The sequence below is a fragment of the Virgibacillus siamensis genome (assembly GCF_900162695.1).
GTDB classification, from domain to species: domain Bacteria; phylum Bacillota; class Bacilli; order Bacillales; family Amphibacillaceae; genus Lentibacillus; species Lentibacillus siamensis_A.
In genome coordinates this window covers 1,567,190-1,587,036 of record NZ_FUIH01000007.1, presented here as the reverse complement: position 1 = coordinate 1,587,036, position 19,847 = coordinate 1,567,190, and the positions used below count along the sequence as shown (strand labels likewise).

22 protein-coding genes and 1 other annotated feature are annotated in these 19,847 nt (G+C 39.6%); of the genes, 14 read left to right on the top strand and 8 right to left on the bottom strand.

What is annotated here, in order from left to right; translation table 11 throughout:
• The first annotated feature begins 15 nt into the window (after positions 1–15).
• The 14 genes from B1K71_RS11820 (at position 16) to mtnN (ending at position 13,276) form a co-directional block, all read left to right on the top strand.
• Entirely contained in the window at positions 16–684 is a 669-nt protein-coding gene (locus B1K71_RS11820) for a tetratricopeptide repeat protein (RefSeq protein WP_077327147.1), read from the top strand.
• A 12-nt stretch (positions 685–696) separates the two neighbouring features.
• Complete coding sequence (gene recD2, locus B1K71_RS11815) at positions 697–3,021, top strand: SF1B family DNA helicase RecD2 (RefSeq protein ID WP_077327145.1); 2,325 nt, start codon at positions 697–699, stop codon at positions 3,019–3,021.
• A 65-nt stretch (positions 3,022–3,086) separates the two neighbouring features.
• A complete protein-coding gene (locus tag B1K71_RS11810) occupies positions 3,087–3,278 on the top strand; it encodes a hypothetical protein (RefSeq protein WP_077327143.1) in 192 nt (63 codons plus the stop codon).
• Positions 3,279–3,316: 38 nt separating this feature from the next.
• Positions 3,317–4,381, top strand: a complete 1,065-nt coding sequence (locus B1K71_RS11805; protein WP_077327141.1) for an AI-2E family transporter — start codon at positions 3,317–3,319, stop codon at positions 4,379–4,381.
• A 45-nt stretch (positions 4,382–4,426) separates the two neighbouring features.
• Positions 4,427–4,632: a binding site (T-box leader), on the top strand.
• Positions 4,633–4,704: 72 nt separating this feature from the next.
• Positions 4,705–7,347, top strand: a complete 2,643-nt coding sequence (alaS, locus tag B1K71_RS11800; protein ID WP_077327139.1) for an alanine--tRNA ligase — start codon at positions 4,705–4,707, stop codon at positions 7,345–7,347.
• A gap of 94 nt (positions 7,348–7,441) precedes the next feature.
• Complete coding sequence (locus B1K71_RS11795) at positions 7,442–7,711, top strand: IreB family regulatory phosphoprotein (protein ID WP_077327137.1); 270 nt, start codon at positions 7,442–7,444, stop codon at positions 7,709–7,711.
• Positions 7,712–8,125 carry a Holliday junction resolvase RuvX gene (gene ruvX, locus B1K71_RS11790; RefSeq protein ID WP_077327135.1) on the top strand — a complete coding sequence of 138 codons (414 nt, stop codon included), beginning with the start codon at positions 7,712–7,714 and terminating at the stop codon, positions 8,123–8,125.
• 18 nt (positions 8,126–8,143) lie between these two features.
• Positions 8,144–8,434: a DUF1292 domain-containing protein gene (locus tag B1K71_RS11785; RefSeq protein WP_077327133.1), complete on the top strand. Its 291-nt coding sequence runs from the start codon at positions 8,144–8,146 to the stop codon at positions 8,432–8,434.
• 124 nt (positions 8,435–8,558) lie between these two features.
• Positions 8,559–9,677 (top strand): endolytic transglycosylase MltG, encoded by a 1,119-nt coding sequence (mltG, locus tag B1K71_RS11780; protein WP_077327132.1) that lies wholly within the window; start codon positions 8,559–8,561, stop codon positions 9,675–9,677.
• Positions 9,678–9,786: 109 nt separating this feature from the next.
• Complete coding sequence (locus B1K71_RS11775) at positions 9,787–10,422, top strand: O-methyltransferase (protein WP_077327130.1); 636 nt, start codon at positions 9,787–9,789, stop codon at positions 10,420–10,422.
• A gap of 20 nt (positions 10,423–10,442) precedes the next feature.
• Complete coding sequence (udk, locus tag B1K71_RS11770) at positions 10,443–11,084, top strand: uridine kinase (protein ID WP_077327128.1); 642 nt, start codon at positions 10,443–10,445, stop codon at positions 11,082–11,084.
• A gap of 192 nt (positions 11,085–11,276) precedes the next feature.
• Positions 11,277–11,753, top strand: coding sequence for a transcription elongation factor GreA (gene greA, locus B1K71_RS11765; RefSeq protein WP_077330214.1), 477 nt, complete (start codon positions 11,277–11,279; stop codon positions 11,751–11,753).
• 169 nt (positions 11,754–11,922) lie between these two features.
• The gene (locus B1K71_RS11760; protein WP_077327126.1) at positions 11,923–12,558 is read left to right on the top strand and encodes a YrrS family protein; all 636 of its coding nucleotides are present in this window, start codon (positions 11,923–11,925) and stop codon (positions 12,556–12,558) included.
• Positions 12,559–12,586: 28 nt separating this feature from the next.
• Entirely contained in the window at positions 12,587–13,276 is a 690-nt protein-coding gene (mtnN, locus tag B1K71_RS11755) for a 5'-methylthioadenosine/S-adenosylhomocysteine nucleosidase (RefSeq protein WP_077327124.1), read from the top strand.
• 55 nt (positions 13,277–13,331) lie between these two features.
• Here the strand turns inward: mtnN and sigK are convergent, their stop codons facing one another.
• From sigK to B1K71_RS11715, 8 genes are all read right to left on the bottom strand, one after another.
• The gene (gene sigK / locus B1K71_RS11750; protein ID WP_077327122.1) at positions 13,332–14,045 is read right to left on the bottom strand and encodes an RNA polymerase sporulation sigma factor SigK; all 714 of its coding nucleotides are present in this window, start codon (positions 14,043–14,045) and stop codon (positions 13,332–13,334) included.
• 160 nt (positions 14,046–14,205) lie between these two features.
• Complete coding sequence (gene mnhG, locus B1K71_RS11745; RefSeq protein WP_245799259.1) at positions 14,206–14,580, bottom strand: monovalent cation/H(+) antiporter subunit G; 375 nt, start codon at positions 14,578–14,580, stop codon at positions 14,206–14,208.
• The gene (locus B1K71_RS11740; RefSeq protein ID WP_077327120.1) at positions 14,561–14,872 is read right to left on the bottom strand and encodes a Na(+)/H(+) antiporter subunit F1; all 312 of its coding nucleotides are present in this window, start codon (positions 14,870–14,872) and stop codon (positions 14,561–14,563) included. Before B1K71_RS11740 ends, mnhG begins: the two co-directional genes overlap by 20 nt.
• Positions 14,869–15,345, bottom strand: coding sequence for a Na+/H+ antiporter subunit E (locus B1K71_RS11735; protein WP_077327118.1), 477 nt, complete (start codon positions 15,343–15,345; stop codon positions 14,869–14,871). The genes B1K71_RS11740 and B1K71_RS11735 overlap by 4 nt, the downstream gene beginning before the upstream one ends.
• 6 nt (positions 15,346–15,351) lie before the next feature.
• The gene (locus B1K71_RS11730; protein WP_077327116.1) at positions 15,352–16,827 is read right to left on the bottom strand and encodes a Na+/H+ antiporter subunit D; all 1,476 of its coding nucleotides are present in this window, start codon (positions 16,825–16,827) and stop codon (positions 15,352–15,354) included.
• Positions 16,820–17,158 (bottom strand): Na(+)/H(+) antiporter subunit C, encoded by a 339-nt coding sequence (locus tag B1K71_RS11725; RefSeq protein ID WP_077327114.1) that lies wholly within the window; start codon positions 17,156–17,158, stop codon positions 16,820–16,822. Before B1K71_RS11725 ends, B1K71_RS11730 begins: the two co-directional genes overlap by 8 nt.
• Positions 17,159–19,492 carry a Na+/H+ antiporter subunit A gene (locus B1K71_RS11720; RefSeq protein WP_077327112.1) on the bottom strand — a complete coding sequence of 778 codons (2,334 nt, stop codon included), beginning with the start codon at positions 19,490–19,492 and terminating at the stop codon, positions 17,159–17,161.
• A gap of 199 nt (positions 19,493–19,691) precedes the next feature.
• Complete coding sequence (locus tag B1K71_RS11715; protein ID WP_077327110.1) at positions 19,692–19,832, bottom strand: sporulation histidine kinase inhibitor Sda; 141 nt, start codon at positions 19,830–19,832, stop codon at positions 19,692–19,694.
• Positions 19,833–19,847 lie beyond the last annotated feature (15 nt).

Genomic DNA, 19,847 nt, shown 5'->3' with positions numbered 1-19,847 from the left:
AAAGGATTGTATATGATGGACAAGACGGAACGCGCCATAGAACTGATGAAAGAACAAAAATATGAAGAAGCTGCAGAACTTTTCAATGAGATCATCGAAGAAGAACCGGAAGAAGCCCTTGGATATATCAATTTTGGAAACCTTCTTCTGCATATAAATGATTTGGAACGTGCAGAACGCTTTTTCCAAAAGGCAATTGAACTGGATGAATTTGCTGCAACCGCCTATTACGGGTTAGGCAATATATATTACGAAAAATCACTGTTTCCAAAGGCACAGGAAAATTTCCAGAAAGCTATCGAAATCGGACTTGTGGAAGCTGATGCCTATTTTATGCTCGGCATGACTTTCTATCACCAGGAACATTTTAAGCTTGCACTGCCATATCTGCAGCGGGCAACAGAACTTGACCCCGATGATGTTGAGGTGTTGTTTCAATACGGGCTGACACTGGCACAGAGTGACCATCTGAAAGACGCTAAAGGCATATTTGAACGTGTACTGGAAAAGGAACAGAAACATAGTGATGCACACTATAATCTGGGTGTCATTGCCTTGTATGATGAAGACCTTTCACAAGCATTGCATCATTTTGATATGGCATTGGAAATTCAGCCGGAACATACACTTGCAGCTAACGGAAAGAAACAGATTGAGGAATTGCTGAACAATACAGATTTATAAGGGGAAATATAAATGGCAGCCGACAGCCAAGCTGATCGTGAAAAGGGATATATAAAAGGAGAGCTCCTGTACAACATTTATCAAAATGAACAGGAGCATTTTTCGATTGCAAAAATAAAAATTCATGATACAAATGAGGATTTCCAGGCGAAAGAAATTGTAATTAAAGGCTATTTCTCCAGCTTACAGGAAGCAACGCCATATTATTTTTACGGAGTCTTCGAAAATCATGTAAAATTTGGTTTGCAGTATAATGTAAATTCATATCGGACATTTATTCCGGATACGAAAGACGGTTTGGCTGCCTATCTTTCCAGTGACATGTTTTATGGAATTGGTAAAAAGACTGCCTCGAAAATTGTGGCTAAACTTGGAGAGAATACGATTTCCAAAATACTGAACAACCCAGATGTGTTAAAAGATATTCCCGGTCTGAAACAGGATAAACGGGAATTGCTTTTCAAAACGCTCCAGGAGAACCAGGGTTTTGAGCATGTTGTTGTATATCTTGCAAAATATGGTATTGGGTTGAAACTAGCCCAAAAAATTTTTCAGGAGTATAAAGAGGAAGCCATTGAGATTTTGGAAAATGATCCATATCAGTTTGTGTTTGATATTGAGGGATTCGGTTTCCAGACTGCCGATCAGATAGCCAGACAAAATGGTTTGTCATTATCACATCCGAATCGGATATCAGCAGGGTGTATTTACATTTTACAGAATAACATTCAGAGTGGTCATGTTTTTCTGCCAATGGATACGTGTATTGAACAAGTTATGGGGCTGCTTTTTGATCGGCGGGAGCCGCTTACATATGAGAATATATCGGAATTATTAACAGAACTGAATACAGCCAAAAAAGTTATTATTCAAAATGGCAATGTGTACCTGCCATCCCTTTATTATGCGGAAGATGGGTTTGCCTCAAGCATTAAACGTTTGACGGAAAAACCGATGGAACATGATACGACCATGGCTGAACTAATGAAAATTATCGGGGATATTGAAGAAACAGAGGTATTGAGCTATGGAAAAGAACAATTTGATGCGCTGAGCAAAGCGCTCAAATCGAAGTTAATGATTGTAACAGGCGGACCAGGAACTGGAAAAACAACCGTTATTAAAGGAATTGTGCAGGCGTATGCCTCCATTCATAACCTTTCGATGAATCCACGGGATTACGACTCGGAGTCAGATTTCCCGTTTATTTTAACAGCACCAACGGGTCGTGCTTCCAAACGGTTGAATGAATCAACTGGATTGCCTGCTGTTACGATTCATCGTTTGCTTGGCTGGGATGGGCATAATGGCTTTAGTAAAGACGAGCAAGATCAGCTGTCAGGGAAATACCTGATTGTTGATGAATTTTCCATGGTTGATATATGGCTTGCAAACAGCTTGTTTAAAGCGATTCCGGATGAGATGCAGGTCCTGCTTGTCGGGGACGAGGATCAACTGCCATCGGTTGGACCGGGACAAGTATTGTCTGACCTGTTAAGCAGCGGGTTTATTTCATATGTAAGTCTAAATGAGGTATACCGGCAGAAGGAAGGATCAAAAATTATTCAGCTTGCTCATTTAATTAAGCATGATCAGTGCAATAAAGAGGCATTGGCAAATGATAAAGATTTCAGCTTTATTTCATGCGGGGAACATCAATTGATTGATCTGATTACAAAAGTATTCCATAAGGCAATAGAAAAAGGCGTCGACCCCAAATCGATTCAGGTACTTGCTCCAATGTACCGCTCCCAGGCAGGAATTAATGCAATAAACCATCATTTGCAGGCGCTTATTAATCCAAAGACAGCTGCAAAACGGGAAGTTAAAGCAAACAATGTGACATTCCGGACTGGTGATAAAGTCATCCAGTTGGTGAACCAGCCGGAAGATGGCGTGTTTAATGGGGATATTGGCGAGGTTGCGGCCATTTTTGAAGAGGACGAAAACACGGACCATGTTGAACAGCTTGTAATCACATTTGATGGTAAAGAAGTTGTTTATGAACGGAAAGACTATATCAATCTGATGCACGCATATTGTATTTCCATTCACAAATCGCAGGGAAGCGAGTTTCCAAATGTCATTCTTCCGGTTGTTACCGGGTACCATCGGATGCTTCGGAAGAATTTGCTTTATACAGCCATTACAAGAAGTAAGCAATCATTAATTATTTGCGGAGAACAGCGCGCGTTCTTAAAAGGAATTCAGACCAAAGATACGAATGAACGATTTACTTCACTGAATGATTTACTTGAGGCAAGGCTCGAAGATATTCACCCGGAACCTGTCGATAATCCGGATGAAGAAGAACTGAGCCCTTATGATTTCATGTGAACAGACGTATATTTTCTAAAATATCGGGCAACGATAAGGAAACAATTATCAAAGGAGCTTTACGTATGTTCGTGTGCCCGAATTGCAATGGGAAGGATATAGGGAAAATCGGATCACAACAATATTATTGCTGGAACTGTTTTATTGAGTTGTCTGTCTTTGAGAATGAAGTCATGATTCATCAAGTGGAATCTGATGGTTCACTAAGCTCACTGAATGACTTGTTTTCCGAAGATGAACGGAAAATTCAATGGTAACCTTGGCATGTCAATTATAGTTGCTGAGGAGCGATTACATGTTAAAAGCTAAACTGTTGAATATCTTCCTGACAGCTCTGACTGGAATAGTCGTATTATTGTTTGTGTATTTGATTATAAAACTGTTCCCGGTATATGGAGCTGTTTTTTCTTTTCTATGGCATATTATCGCTCCTTTCTTAATAGCTGGACTTATTGCTTATTTATTGTATCCGGTAGTTCGTAAAATGCACCAGTATAATATGCCAAAAGGATTGGCTGTAATGGTGATTTACGTGATTTTTTTTGGTGGCACTGCTTATCTGATCTATCGGATTTATCCGGCCATTATACATCAGTTAGCGGAATTGAAGAATCAACTGCCGCAGCTATTGGATATGTATCGTGATTTTATCTATTCATTATATGAATACACGGCATTCTTACCGGAAAATGTCCATGACAAGATGGATGAACTTTTACGTGAACTGGAATCATATGTTGAGAATTTGTTGACAAACCTGGTTCGGGGATTTACGAAAATTTTTGATATGATTATCCTGCTGACGGTAATTCCTGTCCTGGTTTTTTACTTTCTGAAAGATTATACAAAAATGAAGGACTTTCTGAAAAAGTGGGTCCCGGGAAAGTACAGGGATGATGTCAGGCAGCTTGCCGGAGAGTTGGATGATCGTCTCGGCGGTTATTTCCGCGGTCAACTCCTGGTTTGTCTAATAGTTTCCCTGGTATCATTTGCTCTTCTGTATTTTTTGCATATTAACTATGCATTATTGCTTGCTATTGTGATTGGAATTACAAATATCATTCCTTATTTCGGCCCCATCATTGGTGCATTACCGGTTGTAGCTATTACTGCAGCAACGGCCCCTGATTTATTGCTGATTGTCATCGCGGGTATTGCAGCAATCCAGGTAATGGAAGGGAATTTACTGACACCCTATGTGATGGGGAAAAGTATTCAAATTCACCCGGCTGCTATTATTTTTGTTCTACTTGTCGGTGGTGAAATGTTCGGGGTTGTCGGAATGATTATTGCTGTGCCAGTCCTTACCGTTTTAAAAGTGATTTTCGAACATTGGAATGATGCCGGTCGGATTCATTGACAATTGTTCATTAATTTTTTATAATATCGCATAACTGATACTATACTGAAGACGTTGATGACATGGAGTACATGATACCATTTCAAAGAGAAAGACTTCCATTTGGCTGCAAGGAGTCTTAAATAGAGGGTCATGGAAAGCTAAGTCGGAGTGCGGTTAATACCCGCCGGTTTCAAACCGTTAACATGGTAAAGTGATGAACATGTTTTGTTCATAATTAGGGTGGTACCGCGATGAATCTCGTCCCTGCGATAATGCAGAGGAGGAGATTTTTTTATGTAAATGTATTGTCAAAAATAGATTATGGATATGGAGGATGCATTATGAAACAATTAACATCGGCACAGGTAAGGCAAATGTTTTTGGGTTTTTTTAAGGAAAAAGGTCATGGGGTTGAACCGAGCGCATCACTTGTTCCAAAAGAAGATCCGACACTGCTTTGGATAAACAGTGGTGTTGCCACATTAAAAAAATACTTTGATGGAAGGGTTATTCCCGATAATCCCAGGATCGTTAATGCACAAAAGTCAATTCGGACGAATGATATCGAGAATGTCGGATATACTGCCCGGCATCATACTTTTTTTGAAATGCTTGGTAATTTTTCGATTGGCGATTACTTTAAAAAGGAAGCAATCGAATGGGCGTGGGAGTTTTTGACAAGCGATAAATGGATTGGATTCGATGCTGAACGTTTATCCGTAACTGTTCACCCGGAAGATGATGAGGCTTATGATCTTTGGCTTCACGAGATAAAAATCCCGAAAGAACGAATTATCCGTCTGGAGGAGAATTTCTGGGATATTGGTGAAGGTCCAAGTGGTCCAAATACAGAAATTTTCTTTGACCGGGGTGAAAAATACGGATCCGATCCCAATGATCCAGAGCTATATCCAGGCGGAGAAAATGAACGTTATCTTGAAATTTGGAATTTGGTATTTTCGCAGTTTAATCACAATCCTGATGATACGTATACACCACTTCCGAAGAAAAATATTGATACAGGAATGGGACTTGAACGAATGGTCTGTGTCATTCAGGATACACCAACAAACTTTGAAACTGATCTGTTTATGCCGCTGATTCGGAAGACTGAGGAACTATCCGGAGCAACTTACGGTCAAAGTGAAGAAACAGATACGGCATTTAAAGTGATTGCCGATCATATCCGGACCGTTACGTTTGCGATTGGTGACAATGCAGTACCGTCAAACGAAGGAAGGGGCTATGTATTAAGGAGGCTATTGCGCCGTGCAGTCCGGTTTGCTAAACAGATTGGAATAAACCAACCATTTATGTATCAGCTTGTTCCCGTTGTGGGGACCATAATGAAGGATTTTTATCCGGAGGTTGCTAAACAGCAGGACTATATAGAAAATGTGGTGAAGCTTGAAGAAGAACGCTTCCATGAAACATTGCATGACGGTTTGGAAATATTGACAGCCATTATTGAAAAAGAAAAACAAAAGGGAAGTAATGTGTTTCCGGGGTATGAAGTCTTCCGTCTTTATGATACGTACGGATTCCCGAAAGAACTAACAGAAGAATATGTAGCAGAAGAGGGATTCACCATTGATGAGCAAGGCTTTCAAAAGGAAATGAGTTTGCAGCGTGACCGTGCCCGTAAAGCGCGCCAGAAAACAGACTCCATGCAGATTCAGGATGGAGTTTTAAGCGAACTGGATTCAGACAGTACATTTGTCGGCTATGATTATAGTGAAACAATGACCACGATTGCAGCAATTGTTTCGGGAAATAAACATGCAGAATCGGCTGTTGCTGGTGAAACTGTGCTCGTGCTGCTGAAAGAAACGCCTTTTTATGCTGAAAGCGGTGGTCAGATTGCTGATCAGGGATGGATATATTCCGATAACTTCTCTGGGTATGTGAAAGATGTTCAAAAAGCACCAAAGGGTCAACATATTCACCAAGTCCACGTAAAAGACGGTGAGATTCATGTGGGCGATACAGTAAAAGCCATTATTGATAAAGAATTTCGTAAAGCTATCATCAAAAATCATACAGCAACACATCTGCTGCATCAGGCATTGAAAGATGTTTTAGGTAATCATGTCAATCAGTCCGGTTCCCTTGTAACACCTGATCGGTTGCGATTTGATTTCTCCCACTTCGGCAGTGTGGAACAGGAACAACTGGAAGAGATAGAACAAATTGTAAACCGCAAAATTTGGGAATCTATCCCATTGGTTATCGAAAACATGAAAATTGATGAAGCGAAGGAAATGGGTGCGATGGCTTTATTTGGTGAAAAATATGGCAATATCGTTCGCGTTGTACAGGTAAGTGATTATAGTATTGAACTATGCGGTGGCTGTCACGTGGCAAACACCGCAGAAATCGGTTTGTTTAAGCTTGTATCCGAAACAGGAATTGGCGCCGGAACAAGACGTATTGAAGCAGTTTCAAGCAGAAATGCATACGAATATGTAAATAATAAACTAAGTTTGCTTTCCGAAACGGCGCAATTGCTAAAAACAACAGAAGAACAGGCTCCGGAGAGGGTGGAAGGTTTATTTGAGGAAATTAAATCCCTTCGGAAAACAAATGAATCACTGAGTTCCAAGTTATCCAATGCAGAAGCATCATCCATCCTTGATCGCGCGGAAGAAGTAAATGGTGTTAAAGTACTTGCGCAAAAGGTTAGCGTCAAGGACATGAACCAGCTTCGCAACATGGTCGATAATCTGAAACAAAAAATGGGTTCGGGAGTTATACTGTTAGCTGCAGAAAATAACGAAAAAGTTCAGCTTGCTGCAGGTGTTTCCAATGATCTGATGGATGACGGTCTCCATGCCGGGAACCTTATTAAACAAGCTGCCCAGTTATGTGGCGGCGGTGGCGGTGGACGCCCTGACATGGCACAGGCAGGTGGTAAAAATCCGGAAAACATTGATGATGCACTTTTATTTGCCAGTAAATATGTTAAAGATAATACAAATGGATAAGCTGTTACTTTCAATCTGACAAAAAAAGATATAATATTAGGGTTAAACATGTTAGAATAAAGAATGAAGGCAAATTATGGAATGAGGTGTCACTATGAGCTCTACTGATAAAACGATGAAGTTTAACTTTTCAGAAGAACCTTTTGATCAGGATATCAAGGAAATACTCTTCACTGTCCATGGTGCCCTTAAAGAAAAAGGTTATAATCCGATAAACCAGATTGTTGGTTATTTACTATCCGGTGACCCGGCATATATACCGAGATATAATGACGCCAGAAACCTGATTCGCAAAATTGAACGTGATGAAGTGATTGAGGAATTGGTCAAATTCTATCTCGATGAACAGCGCAGGGAAAACTAAATGAAAATAATTGGTTTGGATGTTGGTTCCAAGACAATTGGTGTTGCCATTAGTGATGCATTTGGATGGACAGCTCAGGGCCTAACAACCATTAAATGGGATGAACGGGATATCCGTTCAGCGGACAATAAGTTAAAGGAAATTATAGCCGAGCATGGCGTGGAAAAGGCCGTCATCGGGTTGCCGAAAAATATGAATGGCAGTATTGGGGAACGTGGACAGGCATCCGAGAATTATGCTGACCATTTTGAAAAGGTTCATAATATCCCTGCAGCATTATGGGATGAACGACTTACCACTGTGGCTGCAGAACGCGTGTTGCTTGAAGCGGATGTCAGCAGGAAGAAGCGGAAAAAGGTAATTGATAAAATGGCTGCTGTCATGATACTCCAAGGGTATCTGGATCAAGCTTAGGAAATGGGGTGACATAAAATGCCACTGGATGAAAAAGAACGGATCATCATTCCGGATGAAAACGGTGAGGAGCATTTGTTTGAGGTATTGTTTTCATTCGATGTTGATGAAACGGAACAATCTTATATTGCAGTAGTGCCTGTTGAGCAAAAGGATGACGAAGAAGTAGAAGTATATGCCTTTCGCTACGAGGAAAAAGAAAAGGATGACAATGACCTTTCATTATTTGCCATTGAATCGGATGAAGAATGGGAAATGGTGGAGGAAATGCTGAACACACTGGCTGATGAAGAAGATCAAAATCAGTAATTCCTGAAGCCTGTAACCAAATAACTGATTGTTTAGCCGATGTCAGATTATGATATCGGCTATACTTTTGTAGAAAATTTATGAGTTTTTTAGTATAATTAACCGGGTGAAAGGGGGAAACCCAATGAGCAAGGATAAAAAGCCACGAAAATACAGGGACAACCTCATATTGCGCAGCGAAGAATCCCGGCTTGTCCGAAAAATTGTCGCACTTATTATTGTGGCTGTAGTCCTTATCCTGGTTGTTGGTGGTATATCAGGCTACATGTATATTAAGTCTGCCTTACAACCAGTTGACCCAGATAGTGATGAAAAAGTAAAAGTGGAAATACCAATGGGATCTTCAACTTCCGATATTGCATCCATACTGGAAGAAAACGGCATTATTAAAGATGGACGGGTATTTCGCTTCTACATAAAATTTAATAATCAATCCAATTTTCAGGCCGGCAACTACACGTTTTCACCATCTATGGAAATTGATAAGATTATACAATCATTAAAGCACGGGAAGGTAATGGAAGAACCTTTATTGCGAATCACTATACCAGAGGGTAAGACGATAAAACAGATGGCGAAAATTTATTCGGATAAGTTGTCATTCAGCAAGAAGGACTTTTTAAAAAAAGTTAATGACCGTGATTATGTAGAATCACTAATGAACAAATATCCTCAGATTCTAACCAAAGATATATTAAATCCGGATATTAGAACTCCGTTGGAAGGGTATTTGTACGCTGCAACCTTTAATTTTTATACGAAAAGTCCAAGTGTTGAATCCGTAATTGAAAAAATGCTTAAGAAGACAGTGAATGTTGTTACGCCATACATGAATGAGATTTCTAAACAGGGATTAACTGTACACGAAGCAATGACGATGGCTTCCCTTATTGAAAATGAGGCAAGTTCTGTGAAACAGCGCAAGAAAATAGCTGGGGTATTCTACAATCGTCTTGATAAAGGTATGCCTCTCCAAACTGACCCAACCGTTTTGTATGCTTTGGGCGGTCATAAGGATAAAGTGTTATATAAGGATCTTAAAATTAAATCACCGTATAACACCTATCATGTGGATGCATTACCGGTAGGACCAATTTCCAATTTCGCGGAAAGTTCATTGAAAGCCGCTGTTAACCCGGAAAAATCGGATTATCTGTATTTCCTTCATGACAGCAAGGGCAAAATTCATTATGCTGAAACAATAGAAAAGCATAGGAAAAATAAAAAGAAATATATAAAATAATAAATCGTTGTAAAAGTAAATATGTACAGCTGAAAACTGAAGGGAGTGTGAATAGTTGTTCACATTTCCCGTTTTTTTACATGAACATTGAAAAGCAGGGGGTGACAATATGGAGGAAAAACTAGAACAATATTTACAGGCTGTACTCTCAGTTTCACCGGAGTGGATCCGGAATCTGGAAAGTGAGGCAAAAGCGGAACAGGTTCCCATCATGGATCCGGTTGGAATGGACTTTATGATGCAGCTTATCAGACTAACCAAACCGAAACGGATTTTGGAAATAGGTACAGCAATTGGATATTCTGCATTGCGAATGCTTGAAGCTAACCCTGATGCAACGATTGTTACAATAGAACAGGATGAAAAACGCTACAAACAGGCTGTTCATAACATAAACAAACTGGAAATGGGGAATAGTATACAGGTTATCCATGGTGACGCTGCAGATAAAATAAGTACCCTTGATGCCGAAAGAACATTTGATATGGTGTTTATTGATGCTGCTAAGGGGAAGTATAAACGCTTTTTTGAATTATCAGCACCACTTTTAGCCAAAAATGGATATATCTTATCAGACAACGTCTTATTTAAAGGATTTGTGGCCGATTCCGAAAAAGAACATCCGAGGTTTCAAAAAATAGCACGTAAACTTCGTGATTACAATGAATGGCTTGTCCAACATCCGGATTTTATTACATCCATTGTTCCAGTTGGTGATGGGGTTGCAATCAGTTATAAAAAGTAAAGGGAAGGAGCTGGTGAACGATGCCTGAGAAACCCGTTGTTATTGGTGTCGCAGGTGGTAGCGGCAGCGGTAAAACAACTGTCACCCGTTCCATCTGCCAGCGGTTTGCGGATAAAACAATTTTAGTAATTGAACAGGACTACTATTATAAAGATCAAAGTCACCTCCCGTTTGAAGAGAGACTGAATACGAATTATGATCATCCTTTGGCTTTTGATAATGATTTATTAATCAGTCATCTGCATGATTTGATGAATCAGAAATCGATAGAGAAACCCGTTTACGATTATAAGATTCATACACGGTCAAATGAGGTTATTCCGGTCGATCCGAAAGAAGTGATTATCCTGGAAGGGATACTCATACTGGAGGATCCACGTTTAGTTGACTTGATGGATATAAAGGTATTTGTGGATACCGATTCAGATGTCCGCATTATACGAAGGCTGCTTCGTGATATAAAAGAACGCGGCAGAACATTGGATTCAGTGATCGATCAATATATCAATAATGTACGACCAAGTCATTTGCAATTTGTGGAACCAACAAAACGCTATGCGGATATTATCATACCCGAGGGCGGACAAAACCATGTTGCAATTGATATAATGGCAACGAAAATAGAAAACATCCTATCGAAAAATCGACAAAATAAAGAATGAAAAAGTATTGAAAATTTAAATTAAATCTGCCATAGTAGTGTTTAGTAAGTAATATAGGGATATATTTTTTTTACTGAGCGCACAATTGTGCCGCTCTTTTTATACATTAAAAGAACTGGTGCTGAATGTCCTTTGGTGCTGCTCAGTTTTTTCAGTTTAGATTGGATGATCATAAAGGAGTGTATAATGAATATGGCTACAGAGAAAAGTTACTATATGACACAAGAGGGGAAAGAAAAGCTCGAAAATGAATTGCATTATTTAAAAACGGACCGCAGACAGGAAGTTGTGGAAAGAATTAAAGTGGCCCGTGGATTTGGCGATCTTTCGGAGAACTCTGAGTACGATGCGGCCAAGGATGAACAAGCATTTGTTGAATCACGGATTTCACAGGTGGAAACCATGATTCGAAATGCGGTTATTATTGAGAATGACAACGATAATCCGAACATTGTTTCGCTTGGTAAATCAGTGACATTTAAAGAATTGCCGGATGGTGAGGAAGAAACGTATACCATTGTCGGAAGTGCGGAGGCTGATCCGTTTGAAGGTAAAATTTCCAACGATTCACCAATGGCCAAAAGTCTGATTGGGCATGAAATCGGAACAGAAGTATCGGTAACAACGCCGGGTGGCGATATTCAGGTCGAAATCATCAAAGTTAATTAAATATGCAAAAGCGGAGTGAATGTTTCATTCCGTTTTTTTATTTGTCTCGGAAATTAGCGCAGTTTGTTACCAAGTAGAACCACAACATTCTTGGGAGGTGTAGTGCGGTCATATATTTTTCTCCCTGAAATATGATATTATTATAATGTGCATATGGGAGGGAAGAAATATGTCCGGAGATCGCAATAGTTCACGTTTAAATAAGTATGATAAACGGAGAAAAAACACGAAATCGCTGACCATTTTCACAATACTTGGCAGTGTCCTGCTAGTCGTTTTTATCGGCCTGCTTGTTTTTGGCGGAGGAGATGAACAGCAGACAGCTGATGAACACAGCCCGAACCAATCAAATGAAAACAACGGTAATCATAATGATGCAAATTCGGACAGGCAGCAAGAGAAGAATGATGAGCAATCCGCTGAATCCAATAAAGAAAAAGAAAGTGATGATGTGAAAACGGAAAAAGCGGAACCATCGGATGACAATGTTGTCAAAGCATATACAGGTAATTGGCCGCCAGTAGGAACAGAACAGACTGGTCCACATACGACTAATTACGATGAAGGATCACAGGACCGATCGGAAATGCGTAAGGCTGTTACAGCTGCAACTGATTTGAACAGTGACCAGCTGATTATGTGGTGGATTTCCCGGGCCGGAGATCAAAAAGTGGTGATTACTGTTTCCGATGCAAATGAAACCCAAACTTATCGCGTGTATATGTCCTGGGTGGATAATGAAGGCTGGAAACCGACAAAAGTAGAAGAGTTGAAAAAAAATGATCAAAAATATCGATTTGAATAAGTAGGTATTTGGTGAAAGGGGCATTGGGATGTCAATAGGAATCATAGGCGCAATGGATGAAGAAATTGAGATGCTGAAAGAGGAAATGACGGAAAAAGAAGAGGCGACCATCGCCAACTGTCTCTTTATTGAAGGAAAATTGGGTGACAGGGAAATCGTTTTGCTGAAATCAGGTATTGGAAAAGTTAATGCTGCTATGGCTGCGACAATTATGCACGAACGATATGCCCCGTCACATATTATAAATACAGGCTCTGCCGGCGGATTTGCGGAGTCTCTGCAGGTTGGTGATATTGTCATATCAACAAAGGTAGTTCATCATGATGTTGACTGCACAGAATTTGATTATGCTTATGGACAGGTCCCAGGTATGCCAGCAGTTTATGCCGCTGACGAGAAACTTGTCATAAGGACAGCAGAAGCGATTCAAGATTTGGAAATTCCATATACCGAGGGAATGATTGCCACTGGTGATTCCTTTATGTCTGATCCCGGCAGAGTGGCATTTGTAAAAAATAAATTTCCAACTATGATTGCTGGTGAAATGGAGGCAGCTGCGATTGCACAGGTTTGTTATCAGTATGGCACACCTTTTGTAATTGTTCGCGCTTTGAGTGACATTGCAGGAAAAGATTCAGCAGTATCGTTTGATTCATTTCTGGAAACAGCAGCTGCTAATGCGGCAAAATTAATTATGAAACTGGTACCAGCTGTGTAACGTTAATTGGATGGCATGATGAAGTAAGCGCGTATGATTATGAAATCATCGCGCTTTACTTATCCCTGGACCTTCTTTCTTTGCGAAAGTACTCATGAAATACTTTCATTAACGCCCTTTTTTCAATACGTGATACATAGCTTCTGGATATGTCAAGCATCTGGGCAATTTCCCGTTGTGTCATTTCGTTATGGTTATTAAGACCATAACGGTAAATAATGACTTCTCTTTCTCGCGCATCCAAAATCGATAAGTATTCATTCATCTTGTCAATTTCCATGTTTAGTTGAATATATTCAATAATGTTTTGGTTTTCCGCCTCAAGAATATCAATCAGGCTAATTTCATTTCCTTCCTTATCCTGGCCAATCGGATCATGAAGGGAGACATCCTTTTTAACTTTCTTCAATGCTCTCAAATGCATCAGAATTTCATTTTCAATACATCTTGCTGCATAGGTAGCCAGTTTTGTTCCTTTGTCTGTTGAATAACTTTCAATCCCCTTGATCAACCCAATTGTACCGATGGAAATCAAATCTTCCATATCTTCACCGGTATTCTCAAATTTCTTAACGATGTGTGCAACAAGTCTTAAATTGTGTTCAATAAGTTTATTGCGTGCATCCTGGTCACCTTCCTGCATCGCTTCAATATATTTTGCTTCATCTTCAGGGGGGAGTGGCTGTGGAAAAGCGTGGTTTTTAACGTACGATACAAAAAATAAAGCTTCTTTTATTAATAATGCCAGCACACTCAAAATTCCCGACAATCACATGCACCTCCTTAAAGCGCCGGTTAGGCTGCAGCCCATATAACATCTTTATGAAGGTACTGTGCTTTTTGTGTCTGTCCCGATAAAAAGGCCAAAAAAAGAAGATGGGACAATCGTGTTAATTCAAACACGATTGTCCCATCCTTATATTGTTTTGTTAATGCTGTTTCGTATGTTTTTGGATTGCTTCTTCAAATTCATCATGTCTGTTCTTAAGCACCGGTTTGATCCCATTGCGGTGTGCAGCACGTGAAATCATATGTCCTGAAACCGGGGATGTTAACAGAACAAATATAATAGCCAATATCAGTTTGCCGGAAATGATACCGTCTTCTATGTATAAATAGATGGACGAACCAATTAATATGCCGGCTACACCAAGTGTGGAAGCTTTTGTAGCGGCGTGCAGACGAGTAAACACATCTGGAAAGCGTATGATCCCGATGGAACCGGAGATCATAAAAAATACGCCGGACAAAAGGAAAAAAATAATGATTAAATTCATAATGATGTTAATCAGTGTGCCGATCAATAATAACACCCTTTTCAAGATATTTTGCAATTACAAGTGTCCCGATGAACAATAGAATTCCAATCAACAAGACAACATCATTAAATTTGGTTGTTACGAGAATAATCGACAACAATGCAGCAAGCCCAACCAGGTTTATTCCAATTGCATCAAGCGCAACTGCACGGTCCGCGTTGGTTGGCCCCTGAATAATACGAATTAGAAGCAGGATAAGCGAGACTGCAATTAAAATGATGCTTAAAGCTGTGACAACCTCAAGCAATGAATCAGTCAGCTTCAGAATGTCGTTCATCGTGTCACCTCCAAAATTGCTTTTTCAAATGTATCTTTAATGGCGTTTATTTCATCGTCTATCTCATCAATGTCCATGGCATGAATATACAAGTGAGTATTATCTTCTGATACTGCAACAGTTAACGTTCCAGGTGTTAGTGTAATCAAATTGGCCAGCAGTGTGATTTCCCAGTTGCTTTTCAATATTGTCGGGAGTGCAAAAATGCCAGGTTCAAACTCCGGTTTTGGCTTATAGACAAGTTTCACAATATCCAAGTTTGCTTTTATTAGCTCCTTCATAAATAGAAGGATTAACATAAAGATTTTATAAACCCGCTTAAGATAAAAAGCATCCGGTATAAACCGATTTAACAAAAATAACAATGCCAGACCTAGAATATACCCTGTAATAAAACTTGGTGTAGTGTATGCTTCACTCAGAAACATCCACATAACTGCAATGATTAAATTAATTAATATTTGGAAGGCCATCCGATCTCACTCCTTCAAAACGGAATCAATATATATTTCCGGATCCAGCAGATATGCTGATATATTTTCAATCGATGGAATGAAAAATTCTGCACCGATTCCAAGGATAACGGATAACGCTAATAAAAAGGCGATTGGTCCGATTAACCCTTTAGTGGACTTAGGCTGGAATGACGCATCCTTTACACCCCAGAATCCTTTAATAAATATTTTCATAATCGAATATAGGATAAGCAGACTGCTAATTAGCGCAATAATTACAATTGCAATTTCTGATTCTGACAGTGCCCCGGTTAATAACAGTAATTTCCCGATAAACCCGCTGAAAGGGGGGATACCGGCAAGTACAAATGCTGCCAAAAACAACAGCCATCCCAATACAGGATAATAATGGATTAAGCCGCTGAATTTCCGTAAATCAGATGTTCCAGCGACATATGTCACTGTACCGGCAATCAGAAATAAAGCGGTTTTTATGATCATATCATGAACCAGATAATAAATAGATCCACTGACTGCTGTTTCATTAAATATCCCGATTCCCATAATGATGAATCCAATAGCCGGAATGATGTTGTAGGCAATGATCAATTTTATATTATTGGTTGAAAGTGCGCCAATTATACCGAATATCATGGATAATCCCGCTATCCAGATAAAAATTTCGTGTGTCATATCAATTTTGTAAATGAAAATCAATGAGAATACACGAATGATGGCATAAATACCGACTTTGGTAAGCAAAGCACCGAATAGGGCGGAAATTACCGGATTTGGCTCAATATAGGAATTTGGCATCCAATAATACAATGGAAATAATGCTGCCTTTGTTGCAAAAACAAAAAATAATAAAATGCCTATGGTGGTCAGAATTCCTTGCTGATCAACTTCCTGAACACGCTGGGCAATCTGGGCCATGTTTACGGTTCCGACTGTCGCGTATAAAAAAGCAACAGCTGTTACAAACAGGATGGATGAAAACAGGTTGATTAATACGTATTTAATGGATTCTCTCAGCTGAATTTTATCACCGCCGAGCACGATTAGCGCATAGGATGCCATTAACAGCACCTCAAAGAATACGAACATATTAAAAATATCACCTGTTAAAAAGGCACCAGATACACCGGTTATCAAAAAGAAAAAGAAAGCGTAAAAATAATGCTGTTCCTTTCTGTCTGAAAGTGAATGGGGTGCATAGAAAGCACAGGCTGCTGCGACAATATTTGTTGTGAAAACCAATAAAATTGATAATGAGTCGGCAACGATTATGATGCCGTATGGTGCCGGCCATGCACCTGTTTCAAGAATAATAGAACCTGACGTATAGACCGTATATAATACAAATCCGGATACAAGCAAATTGCCTATAATAAATAGTTTTGACAGTAATCGTACAAGCGTTAGCTTTTTTGGAAAAAAGGCAAGTATTATTCCGGATAGTAATGGAATAATGATTGGCAATATCGCTAAATTACTCATGTTCGCTACCCCTTAATTCGTCCATATTATCTGTTTTATTTTCATTGGCAGTACGATATGCAAGTACTAGTACAAGGCTGGTTACTCCAAAGCTGATTACGATAGATGTCAGAATCAGTGCCTGTGGAAGTGGATCCACGTAGTCTGAAACACCCTCTGTCAGAATTGGTGGTTGTCCTCGTTTCAACTTTCCCATTGTAATGATAAATAGGTGTGCACCATGAGATACCAGCCCTGTACCGATAACAATACGCAGCAGCTGTTTTTGCAGCAGATTATAAATCCCTGCAGCAAATAAAAGTCCGGCGAGAATCGATGTAATAATTTCCATTTATTTCGCCCCCTTATTATTCTTTAAGTTGATGAGGCTGAAAATAGCCAATGCTGCAATACCCAGTACTGTAATTTCGAATAAAGTATCAAGTCCGCGCATATCGACCAGGATTACGTTAACAATATTGTCCCCTCCACCAAGGGAGTGCGATGTTTTTATAAAGTACTCTGAGATTGTGCCAAACCAATCGGTGCTATGTGCAGAAATACCTATCAATGTCAGCATCGAACCAAATCCGACAGAAATAATGGTATTCACAGTTTTGGATCCTATCGATTCATCCCTGTCCCGCATCAATGGAAGGTGGTAAAAGCATAGCAGGAACAATACCACTGTTACCGTTTCAATGATAAGCTGTGTTAGTGCTAAATCCGGTGCCCGGTATATAACAAACAGGATAGAAATTCCATAGCCAACCACGCCAAGAAGCAAAATGGCCGACAAATTGTTTCGGGCAAAAATGGTCGCAATTGCAGATACCATCATTATAAGTACAACAGCAACTTCAATCGTTGTAACCGGAGCAAGGTCACTCAAATTAATGGTGAATCCTCCAGTCAGAATCATAAATATATATGTGACCAGAAATGTGGTTCCCAATATAATTGCCATATATAGCCTTAAGGAACCGTTCATGTAGAACCCGGTAATCTTATTGGAAAAATGATCCGTTTTTTCAAGTAATGCATCATATATTTTGTTAACACTGAGTTTTCCTGGTATAACCTGATACAGCAAATTCCATTTTTTCCGTGTTACGGTCAGAATAGTTCCAAGAGCAACGACAACAAGTGACATGTTGAATGCAGGAGAAAATCCATGCCAGAATCCAACATGCTCCATCACCTCGTTTCCATATACGGCCTCTGCCGCATGTGCAAGGAATGTACTGTTAAAAGCATTTGGAAAAATCCCGATTGTAACAACACCAAGTACAAGTATAATCGGCGCTGCAAGCATACCCAAAGGTGCTTCATGGGCTTTTTTTGGAAGCTTATCCAACTGCTTGCTGCCAGTAAAAATACCAAAAAAGAAATACATGGAATAGACGAATGTAAAGATGCTTCCAAAAACCGCCAAATACGGAATAGCCTGTGCAAGTAATTGTGCTGTGTTAGTGATTCCATCTGAAAGGTCCAGGGAGGATTCGAAAAACAGTTCTTTACTGTAAAAACCGTTCAGAAATGGCAGTGGAACCCCGGCCATTGAAAATGTTCCCAATAAGGCCAATGTTGCAGTAATGGGCATCAGTGTGATTAATCCGCCCAATTTTCGAATGTCTCTTGTCCCTGTCTCGTGATCAATAATACCGGCTGCCATGAACAAGCTGCCTTTGAAAGTAGCATGATTTAAAATGTGGAATACTGCTGCATAAACCGCTGCTTGCGTCCCGAAACCGAGCATGGCCATAATCATTCCAAGCTGACTGACTGTAGAGAACGCCAGAATCGCTTTCAGATCTGTTTGCCGGACTGCCATATACGAACCCCAGCAAAGGGTGACAATTCCCATAAGACTTACGATAATCAGGAACCATTCGTAATTTGAAAAGATTGGCGAAAACCGTGCCACCAAAAACAGACCCGCTTTAACCATTGTAGCTGAATGAAGATATGCGCTGACCGGTGTGGGTGCCTCCATTGCATCCGGCAACCAAATGTGGAATGGGAATTGTGCCGATTTTGTAAAAGCCCCCAATAGTAAAAAGCCGAGAATCAATGGCAAATAAGGACTGTCCATAATTACATCACTTTTGTTGATCATGTCCTGGATGCTTGCAGTTCCTGTGATAACATATAACAGGATAAAGCCACCGAACATACTTAAGCCGCCGAATATAGTAATCAGCAAGGATTTTAAGGCGCCATACCTGGACCGTTCATTAAAGTGCCAATACCCGATCAGAAGAAATGATGAAATGGATGTAAGCTCCCAAAATGAATACAAAACAAATACATTATCAGACAGAACAATTCCGAGCATTGCGGACATGAACATTAGTAGATAAACATAGAAATGTCCAAGCTGTTCTGTTTTATCAAGATAATAGATGGAATAAAGGACAACCAGTGCTCCAATTCCGCTAATTAAAAGGGCAAATAATAGACTGAGGCCATCCAAATAAAAATCCAAGTTTATATGTAATGATGGAATCCATTGATATGTTTGTCTGATTGGTGTGAAATTATCACCCACAAAACGGATGAAGTAAAGAAAAATCGCGAATGGGATGAAAAATACAAAAATACCGGTATGTATTTTATATTTTATTTTGCTTATTATTGGTATGAAACAGGCAAGTAACAATGGAATAAGTACGATGTATATCATCTGGTGTTTTCCTCCTAAAAGGACTAGTAAGTGTTTGGAATTGCATTGATTTTAAGTAGGGAGTATTTTGAATATGTGTATAAAAAGAAAAGGCTGCTCAGAACACGTGAAAATATAGTTACCAAAATCAGCTTACCATAAACCGAAAGAGGATAAAAATAAAAAAACCCTATCATTATATGATAAGGCAGGGCCCGAATCAGCCGGTATATTTTATTTTATGTGCCAACGACCGTTTCGTAATTTCTTGTTTAATAAGGTATACAAAATCAGGGCTTAAATTTAATTCATTTGCTTTATGATACGATTCAAGCAACAGTTCATCTGACAAATGTTCCAAAAATACAGCCCCCCA